This is a genomic window from Bradyrhizobium sp. MI1.10 (assembly GCF_055811035.1).
This window is the reverse complement of record NZ_JBVVPN010000050.1, coordinates 43,517-52,982: the sequence shown is the minus strand read 5'-3', so window position 1 is coordinate 52,982 and position 9,466 is coordinate 43,517. Positions and strand designations below refer to the sequence as shown.

Below are 9,466 nucleotides of genomic sequence, written 5' to 3'. Positions count from 1 at the left end.
AGACCAAGCAGGTCAACGCGCCCACCTTCGATGTCAGAGCCGCGCTGTACGGCGTGGTCGGCGTTGATTTGACTGAGTGTCAATCGGCGTTCAAATTTGACCCCGTATCGGCGTCCAATTTTGGCTCTGACGCAATTTTGGTGCAACACGGGTCATGTGGCACCGATTAGCCGAGCCTGCAGCAAGTCGAGCTTGGCGCGTCCGTACATTTGGCGCTTGACCAGTTTGAGCTTGGTGATCTGGCCTTCGGTCTGTCCGTTGGACCAGGAGGTCGTGATCGCTGCGCTGACGGCGGCCTTGTCCTTGATGACGCCGTTGGCGAAAGACATGACGAGGCTTGCGCATGCTCGTTCCAACCATGGTTCAAGCTCTCCGTGAGCCTTCTTGCGGATCATCGCATGGAAAGCGGCTATGATCTCTCGAGCTTCCACCAGGAGAGGAACGCCCTGCTCAATCGCCGCAATGGTGACGGTCTCTGACTTTGATAGCGTATCACGGCCATTGGTCATCAGGCGGGCGATCGTTCTCGCGGATGGTACGCGCTGCAGGTTCTGAGCATCGGGCGTTTCGGCACGCCGACGGCGTGTCGCCCATTCGGCAACGACTCGCACCGAGCCTCTAAATCCCTGCGCCTTGAGGCGACGCCAAAGGTCGGCGCCATTACAATGGCCAGCGGCCCACTGAACATCCAGCCATGGCAGGTAGTGCTCGAGCGAGCTCTCGCGCACCCTGAACACATCGGATCGCTGACCTCGCAATACCCTGCGGACGAGACCCCGACTATGTCCAGTGAGCCGTACGATCTCCTTTATGGAGACGCCCGTCTCAGCCTGTTTGAGGATTGCCGCGTTGGTGTCCTCACGCCGAAGATAGCCCTCATACTGGATGCGCTCGGCGGCGGTCAGCAAGTCGGGATTTATGGTGGCGGAGCCGACCGCGACGCGGACCTGGCGCATAGATTTGCGAACCGCATCGAGGAAGGCGTGGCTGGCGTTCTCCATGAGGTGCCAACGGTCGGCGACCTGGGTAGCGTGCGGGAGTGCCTTGGCCACAGCAAGGGCATATCCGCCGCCGCGGTCGCGCGCGACCACAGCGATTTGTGGCTGCCCCGCGAGCCAGGCTTGCGCAGTGGCTGGCTCTCTGTCGGGTAAGAGAGTGATTGGTCGTCGCCGCTCGAGGTCGCAGATGATTGTTCCGTACCGCTGATTGCGCCGCCAGGCCCAGTCGTCGATACCGATCACGCTCGGCGCAGCAATAGGCGGACAGCCCCGCCTTCGAACCACCCGAAGTAACGTATCGTTGCTCACGGGCAGCATAAGTCTACGGGCAAAACTCGCGGCCGGGCGGCCACCCAAGGCAAGCCCAAGGTGATGGACGACCAGATCGAGCCGGGCCGTTCGCCGCGCCCACGGCGCCAGAGCGCCGTCATCGAAACGCTCGGTGAAAATACGTCGACCGCACATAACAGTAACGCAGCGGAAGCGGCGCGCCACGATCACCAGGCGAATCGGCCGCCCCGCCAGCGGCAGATCGGTGAGGCGTCGCTGATATCGGCTATGGATCCGCCCAGAACTGGCTCCGCATCCAGGACAGAGGCTCGTCCCGCTCGTGGAACGGATGGTGATCACGGTCGCGGCGCCGTCACAGACGGCGCTCTCCACGTTAAACCCGCGAGGGACCAAGGCCGACGGACGTAGGGCTCGCTGCATGGTATTGATTCCTTTGTGAAACCAACGCGAGCCGACGCTTGAACTTCATCAAAAGTGAGTCAGAGCCAATTTTGGACGCCGATCCCCCGGCTTAGGGGGGCAATATTGCAGGCCGAATGACAGCGTACGGTAGCGAGGGCAGGTGGAGGCGCTCAGTATTGTAGGACCAATGGAACGGCTTTCGGCTTTAAGGTCCTTGAAGCTGCGGACATCAAAAACTTCTTCTGTTTTTTGGAGACTCTTCGTGAAGCTCTCGGCCTTGGCATTGTCGCAAGGATTGCCAGGCCTGCTCGTGCTGACGTTGATCTCGTGGCCGGCCAGGCCCTGGCGATAATCGGTCGAGGCGTATGGGGCAAAAGGGTTGCGGCGCATGGCGAAGAGATTATCCTCGCGCGCCTCGGCGGTGAACTTGAAGGCGTTGGAGAGCAGGTTCTTCAAAACCTGCTGCAGGCGCTTGGAATCGGTGACGAGGCTGCGCGCGAGATTCGGATCGACGTCGATCTCGAACGACAAATTGCGGTTCTCCGCCTCGTGGGACCTTCCTGGAGCAGCTCACGGACTCGATCGGATCGTGCTCAACTCGATCGAGGCGACGATGCAGACCGAAGGCCTGCCATAACCCGCTGAACCGCTGAACCAGCTTGGCATTCACAACCAAGCTTGGCGCCTGAGCACGGCCATGATACGGCGGTAGCCATAGAATCGGTGGCGAAACGTCGTCGCCAATCGTAAATCTGCCAGCGCGTCGCTCCGTGCTTGCGCGCCACCTCGGACCCCTGGGCACCGGGTCCGAGCTCTCTCAGCCTCCGAACGCCCGCGGCGTCCCGACGGTCCTTCAAGACCTCCAGCCGGCTCACCGATGAGCCGCCCATGGACGGCCTCTTTGCTGTCCAACCCCATCCCAGACCTCCGTCCAACCGGAGACTTCTTCGCACGTTCACTTGAATTCTGAAACAACGGTATCGGCTTCGCACTTACGTCTGTTGCCGCCCCAGCTCCCTTATCCTAGGCGACCGTTCCGAATCTCCCATAGTTCGAACATGAGACAATGTCGCGGCCTCCACTTCAACGAAAGATCACGTGGATCCTGCCAAAGCTGGTGGTGTTTCATAAGCAATGCTTGACATCGTTCTTTAGCTCCTCACCAGTGACCCAAACAAGCCAATTTTCTTCCGCAATATCCTCTTTCACGAGCCGCAATATCGACCCACCGGGTTCATGATGGCGGTAGTGGAGAAGCCCTTTGGCCACCCGCCACGGTGCCACAAGCGCACACAAGAAGTCGGGAGCCCACATAGCAAACGACACGCTGTGTGCGATTCGGGCTATCATGTTTGGAAGTCCCTGTCCTCTTAGGTCTCTACGCACCCAAAGGTCCCCGTTGTACGCCACTTTGCCGGTCATCTTCTTTGCATTAGCTGCGAGGCAAATACAATGATCCCCAGGATCTGCATGTGCGACCGGATCAGTGTAGAACGCCCGCAGCGATTGAAGATGCTCTGCAAAATTACTGGGTGAAAGATCATACACTCGAGTGGCATTTGTAAACACCACGCTTTCTTTCTTGTCGAGACCTAAGAGCCAATATCCCTCACCTGCATTGATCATCGATCGGTCTGGCCGAAAATTTGGAAATGTTTGCCCCTTTGTTGGAGTGGCCTGCGTAATCGAGACATACTCGTGGAAATCGAATCCCATCAACAGCTTGATGCCTCTCTGGGCAGCGGCGGCATCGTACAACTGAATGGAACGTGAGAGGCGTAACGGAACAGGCGCGCACATCAATGCCTCACTCTCGTTTAGCGTCACAAGCTACCTCGCGGAGCACGATGCAGCGCTTAGCAGTTGATGACACATCTCTTCCGTCGGGTTTGTCGCAACGACGATGGCTGGCACGGCTATCTCCGGGTTATGCGATCCCCTTGGGTGGCGGCCTTACCCTGCGATCCTCGCCGTTCCTGCCGGCTATCGAGAGATCGAGCTGTCCCTCCCGAATGCAGCGCGTCGAGGCTTCGCATCCAGGCTTGCGGCTGGTAAACCCTAGCGCGAGGCTGCCTCCGCGTCGCCTCAACAGCAAAACTGTTCCAAGATCCGACCTAGTGAGCTCGACGCGACGCGGCACCAGCTCCACGCCCCCTCGGATCATCATTCGGGCAGATCATCCAACCAGCAAGCGGCCTCGGTATATGGCCTAGAAAAAATCCTTCCAATCTTGTCGGGACTTTTGTTCTGATGGTATCGCATATAAATGCGGTCATCATCGCCGACATCGAGGATCTCGATCTTTCCTGTATAGTGAGACATGATGTACTTGAATGTCTTTTCAATCCCCGCGAGACGCTGATTGACGCCGCGCGCAATCTCTGATCCGCGACGAAGCGGAACCTGAAAATGGGATGCGCCCTTCACCGGCCTTCCTTGGAAGAGATAGTACGGACGGACGCCCATTTGGTGACACTTGGCAAACGTCGCCGCCAAAATCTCAGAATTGTCATTTACCCCTGCGAGAAGCACAGATTGATTGAGGAACTGCACTTCCTGTGCACGCAAGCTGCGGATATTCCTCTCAGCATCGACCGAGATCTCACCGATGTGATCGAAATGAGTGACCAGAACCGCAGTCTTACCCGCGTCGCGAATTCGTCGAAAGAAGGCAGGTAGAGCGGGGTCGTCGAATCTCTTTGGCTCGAAGGCGAAGAACTTTGTGCCGATTCGAATGGAATTCAAATGTGGGATCGGGAGCAGATGCGTAAGAATTTCGTCGAGCTTTGCCGTACTAAGAACGAACGGGTCGCCTCCTGACAGGAGAACGTTCGTCATCTCAGGATGTCCGCTAATATACTGCCCGACTTTCGCCACGTCTGGCACGATTTCATCGGATTCTCTGCCAACGAGTCGTTTGCGGAAGCAAAACCGGCAATATGACGCGCAACGGTTAGTCACGAGTAACAAGCCGGTCTGCGCGTACTTGTGCTGAAGTCCAGGAAGGACTGTGTTGTCGTGTTCGCCGCTAGTATCCAACGCCCCGGGACTGTCGAACTCTTTAAGTGAGGGCTCCACAATGTATTTTAACTGGTCGTAGTAGCCACTGTCGGCGATCTGTTGACGATACGATCTTGTGACATGATGACGCGTGATGCTACTGGCTTGCAGCTCGGCCTCCGTCATCGTGCGAGCGCCTTCTATAAACTTAATGACTGCACTGCGGAGCGGCGGATCTGATTTGTTCGGGGAGGAAGGGCTTAGGCCACCGCCAGAGGCTTGCGGTGCACTCGCTACAGCGTCCGTGCCGTCTATTTGAATCAATGGAGGCGCTTTCATTTGAACTCCTTTGGCCGGAGAACGCGGGACCTCCGCGCAAACACGTACCTTCCCAGCAATCGGCATGCCAGCAACAGGAGCCTCTCATCCGCTCAAATTGAGACGTCAAACGCGCTAATCGATCGAGCCGCTTGTCTCGCTGAGTTTGTCGGAGTGCCCGCAACATGTCTCCAATCCGACACAAAAGGCGAATGAGCGCACGAATAACCCATCATTTGAAAAGGTGCCCTCTGTAGTCGGTGATGGCGATAATGATGGCCTTCCACCTGGCGACCCTCAAACAATGCTGCTCGCTGAGAGGGCAAGCGGATGGTCCGCCGGGAACGCGGAGATTGGACGAGCACATTGTCATCGAGAAGCTCAGAGTTACCATCAAGATGCTGGCTTACCAGCGCTACGATAAGCCGCATAGCCGAGTTGCATCTCGTGGATCGACAGGAACGCCGCGTACGGCATCAGATTGCTGCAGACGACAGGATCACTGCGATATAATTCGAGCGACGTGAGCCGGCCTGTGCGACGGCTGTCGGGCATACAAACCGCTTTTCGAGAGCGATTTAACTGAAGCATGGATGTATCTGCGACAGCAGGGTTTTTAGTTGTCGAAACTTCGAAGCTGCGCTCGCAGGCTGCTCACTCGCAGATGAATATTGCGGCCTGAACGCTTCGCATCATCATTGCCTGACCGGAAAGTCGCCTTCTCGCTCGATTGCTGCTCGTAACTGGCACCTGGAGAGCGCACTCCCACGTCTTGGTAGGTGCGCACATCTGCGCGCCTAAGTAAGGTGCCGGCTCGAAATCGAGTACGCCACCTTAGCTGGTACTTGAACAATGCGCTCACTAGAAGCCCGAGGCATTCATGACCGCTACAGTCGTCAGTTCTGCGGACTCATCTCAACATGCGGATTGCTTGCAATGCGAGTCTGCGCGGCTCGTAAAACAGTCACTGATCCGCATCAATTTTGGAGCTCGCCACAATGCCGCTTTTTTTAGATGACGAATGGGATTGTGCAGCATTGGATGAAATCCTCCTCATAACGTGCAAATATCGTTTCCGTCAGCTTATGTCCCGCCCTCACGTCAATTCACTCCGCGCTTCATGGCGCGGCGCCGGGAAACCAGGGACATGATGGAGATTTCACGGAGAGCTCTAGGGGACGATACGGTTGCGCGCTGCGGCTCTCTCCCGAAGCCATTCGGCGTCGCGACCTGCCATCCCCACTTCGGCGAGCTGCTGCAGGGAGCGTTCGCCCTAGAGGACGGCAGGCACCGGCGGACGGTGCGTGCGCTGGTCTCAGTTCACATGCCGCACGCTGATGGATCGGAAGCTCGTGTGACACTGGAGCCGAACCGGATAGGGAAATTCGTGCCTCAGGTCGGCGACACCGGTATCAAAGTGATGCCAAAGCATTTCTACAAGTGTGAACTCGCCGTTCGGCTTGCCCTCGATGCTTTCGGAATGAGGAACATGGCAGCTACACTCGATGTTAGGACATTCATCCCGGAAGGCGCCGGTATGGGCTCGTCCACGAGCGGCGTAGTGGCTTCCATTCGAGCTGCCGCTAAAGCAGTCGAAGCCTACCGCGGATCCCGAGTGATTCCTGCTCCTCATCTCCAAGCGAAACTTGCCGTGGCGGCCGAACATGCTTCCGACTCGCTGATGTTCGACTGCACAAGCAGCACCATTCTATTCGCCCAACGAACGGGCAAGAGTATCCGTGTCTTCAACGGCCCACTCCCGCAAATGCAGATTCTGGGGTTTGACACAGGCTCCTGCGAAGGCGGCATTGGAACCGACCGACTACCGCGAGCGCGCTACTCGCGTGATCAGATCGCCGCCTTCGGGTGCGCATTGGCGGTCCTGGAGCGTGCAATTGCAGAGCAGAGTGTCGCACTCGTGGGCCGAGTTGCGACTTTCTCCGCACTACAGAGCGAGAGCGCCATCCAGAATCGGCTCAAGAAGCCGAAGTTCAACGAACTCGTCAGCATCAAGGAAGACACCGGATCGGCCGGTGTTGTCGTTGCGCATAGCGGCACGGTTGCCGGCCTGATCTTTGACCCCCACCTCCCCGATATTGGCAGCCGAGTGGCTAGGGCTAGAACCGCGATTGGTCGGCTTGGCTTTGATCGCCTCTGCACGTTTTCGACACCATACTGAGGACGACTCGATGGCGGACACGCTCTCCGACGTACTCGGCGCTCATGCCCCCCTAAAGATCGTTTCATTGCGACCAGAAAACTTGGGTGCAATCGATTTCAGGCTCATGAAGGTATTTCCCGCCTTCAACATCATCGAAGCAGGCCTTCGGAACGGCGACATCGGCCCCAACACGACGATTGTTGAAACGTCGAGCGGGACCATGGCTCTCGGTCTCGCGATCGTGTGTATGCAGTTCGCGCTCAAGTTACACATCTTCGGTGACCGCGCGATCGAGCCCCCGCTTAAACGCACCATGGAGGAATTGGGGGCCGAAGTGCACCTGGTGGAGGCGACAGCGTCCAATCCGAACATCCAGCTGCTCCGGAAGAACGCGCTTCTTGATTTTGTGGAACGGACCGGAGCTACCTGGTCACGACAGTATGACAACCTCGGAAATCGCCTTTCGTATGCGCGTCCGGCTGAGGAAGCCATCAGGCAGTTTGGCAAGATCGACATCCTGGTCGCAACGGTGGGCTCTGGAGGCTCGTCCTGCGGCCTGGCCCACTATTGCCGCGCATTCTTTCCCGAAATGAAACTCGTGGGGATCGACACCTTCGGCAGCGTCTTGTTCGGCCGACCGGCCGGCGAGCGCGATTTGCGCGGACTTGGCAACAGCATTCTTCCTGGGAACTTGCTTCACGAGGCGTTCGATGAAATCCACTGGCTCGGCGCCAACGAGGCATACCAGGCTGCGCACCGACTTCATCGCGAGACTTCGTTAAAGCGCGGCCCCACAAGCGGGGCGGCCTATCTTGTTGCCAAGTGGTACGCGGAGCGCTCTTCGAAAACCAACGTGCTCGCGGTCTTTCCCGACGACAGCAACCGCTACGAGCACAGCGTCTACGATCCCGGGTGGATGCACGCGAACGGCTATCAAGCCGAGCTCGCCGCGACTGAGCCGATCCTCGTCCGCCACCCGCTTCAGGCTGTTAACGGCTGGTGCCGTTTCGACTGGAGTCGCCGCTCGTTGGCCGACGTGATGGGCTAGCTTTCCCCGAACTGAAGCATACAAAAATGGCCAAATCAGCTGCGATCTTCATCGAATCCAATACTACAGGCTCAGGCGCCGAATTTATTCTGCGTGCACAAGAACTGGGGTTCGCTCCGGTGTTTGTCACCGCTTCCCCTGAGCGGTATGCCTTTCTGCCAGCCATCCCAGACCTCGACCTCCGTACATGCGAAACGTCTTCAGAAGCCGCTGTTACAGCCGTAATCGACAGCATCGCCACGGCCATGCCGATTGCGCTGCTAATGACCTCCAGCGATCTCTACCTTTACACGGCCGCGCTGCAAGCCAGACGGCTCGGGCTCACCGGTTCGAATCCCGATGCCATCTCACTCTGCCGGGATAAGGCCCGCCAGGCTACCGCCTTGCGGGCGGCGGGCGTCGGAGTGCCCGATAGCGCCACAGTAGGCGCCGACTGCGATATTCGCAACGCGATTACACAAGTGGGCTTACCTGCAGTCGCCAAGCCGATCAGCGGTACCGGCAGCATCGGGGTCCGCCTCGTGGAAACCGAAACAGACGCAATTGCGGCTTTGCGCGAGCTCCTTAGAAACACGAATGACGTGCGTGGCCGTTCTATGCAGCCTGGCGCCCTTCTTATGTCCTACAGCGCAGGCGAGGAGTATTCCGTCGAGATCCTCGACAGCCAGATCATCGGGGTGACGCGGAAACATCTTGGTGCCCTGCCGCATTTCGTCGAGATCGGGCACGATATACCAGCACCAATACCGTCTCAGGCTCGAACGCAAATCGAACGTGAAGCCCTTCGCGCGATAGAGGCCCTTGGTCATGTGCGCGGACCAGCTCATGTCGAACTGCGACTACACCACGGCTGCATCACGATTATCGAAGTAAATCCAAGGCTCGCCGGCGGCTCGATCCCAAGCCTTTTCCGCCACACGACTGGATTCGATCCGGTTCTCGCTGTGCTCCGCAGCCTCCTCCGAATGCCTTGGACGTCCCCGGCGGAAAGCAATCATGGCTCCATTCGATTCATCGTGCCGGAGCGCGAAGGCTCATTTACGCTTCCGCAGAACTGCGGGCGCGTCGTCGACCTCTTCGGGCTGGCGGAGCTCGTTCTGTATCATACTTTGCCGATGCAATTCAGACGCCGCAACGATTTCCGGGATCGGATCGGTCACGTCATCGCAGTTGATGGCGATCCTGCTGCTGCTACCCGGCGTGCCGAGGCCGCCGTCGCTTTCATTTGCAACGCATAAGGAGACAATC

Annotated in this window: 7 protein-coding genes; 3 read left to right on the top strand and 4 right to left on the bottom strand. The window is 58.0% G+C overall.

The genetic code is table 11. From position 1 onward, the window contains the following. Window positions 1-152: 152 nt before the first annotated feature. The 4 genes from AC0L3K_RS34355 to AC0L3K_RS34340 all read right to left on the bottom strand — a co-directional run bounded on the left by AC0L3K_RS34355 (window position 153) and on the right by AC0L3K_RS34340 (window position 4,904). Window positions 153-1,709, bottom strand: coding sequence for an ISL3 family transposase (locus tag AC0L3K_RS34355; protein ID WP_473367672.1), 1,557 nt, complete (start codon window positions 1,707-1,709; stop codon window positions 153-155). 48 nt (window positions 1,710-1,757) lie between these two features. After that, the gene (locus AC0L3K_RS34350) at window positions 1,758-2,222 is read right to left on the bottom strand and encodes a hypothetical protein (RefSeq protein WP_473367671.1); all 465 of its coding nucleotides are present in this window, start codon (window positions 2,220-2,222) and stop codon (window positions 1,758-1,760) included. Between the two features lie 594 nt (window positions 2,223-2,816). Then, entirely contained in the window at window positions 2,817-3,449 is a 633-nt protein-coding gene (locus tag AC0L3K_RS34345; RefSeq protein ID WP_473367670.1) for a hypothetical protein, read from the bottom strand. A 405-nt stretch (window positions 3,450-3,854) separates the two neighbouring features. Next, window positions 3,855-4,904: a KamA family radical SAM protein gene (locus tag AC0L3K_RS34340; RefSeq protein WP_473367675.1), complete on the bottom strand. Its 1,050-nt coding sequence runs from the start codon at window positions 4,902-4,904 to the stop codon at window positions 3,855-3,857. A gap of 1,252 nt (window positions 4,905-6,156) precedes the next feature. Between AC0L3K_RS34340 and AC0L3K_RS34335 the strand changes: the two genes are divergently transcribed. The 3 genes from AC0L3K_RS34335 to AC0L3K_RS34325 are packed head-to-tail and all read left to right on the top strand — an operon-like array spanning window position 6,157 to window position 9,456. Further along, window positions 6,157-7,188, top strand: coding sequence for a GHMP family kinase ATP-binding protein (locus AC0L3K_RS34335; RefSeq protein WP_473367669.1), 1,032 nt, complete (start codon window positions 6,157-6,159; stop codon window positions 7,186-7,188). A gap of 10 nt (window positions 7,189-7,198) precedes the next feature. Then, a complete protein-coding gene (locus tag AC0L3K_RS34330; protein WP_473367668.1) occupies window positions 7,199-8,218 on the top strand; it encodes a pyridoxal-phosphate dependent enzyme in 1,020 nt (339 codons plus the stop codon). A 26-nt stretch (window positions 8,219-8,244) separates the two neighbouring features. Then, window positions 8,245-9,456, top strand: a complete 1,212-nt coding sequence (locus AC0L3K_RS34325) for an ATP-grasp domain-containing protein (protein WP_473367667.1) — start codon at window positions 8,245-8,247, stop codon at window positions 9,454-9,456. Window positions 9,457-9,466 lie beyond the last annotated feature (10 nt).

Excerpts from the sequence above, each read along its gene's own strand:
- AC0L3K_RS34355 (WP_473367672.1), bottom strand. The coding sequence starts at position 1,709 with ATGCAGCGAGCCCTACGTCCGTCGGCCTTGGTCCCTCGCGGGTTTAAC.
- AC0L3K_RS34335 (WP_473367669.1), top strand. The coding sequence starts at position 6,157 with ATGATGGAGATTTCACGGAGAGCTCTAGGGGACGATACGGTTGCGCGC.
- AC0L3K_RS34325 (WP_473367667.1), top strand. The coding sequence starts at position 8,245 with ATGGCCAAATCAGCTGCGATCTTCATCGAATCCAATACTACAGGCTCA.
- AC0L3K_RS34330 (WP_473367668.1), top strand. The coding sequence starts at position 7,199 with ATGGCGGACACGCTCTCCGACGTACTCGGCGCTCATGCCCCCCTAAAG.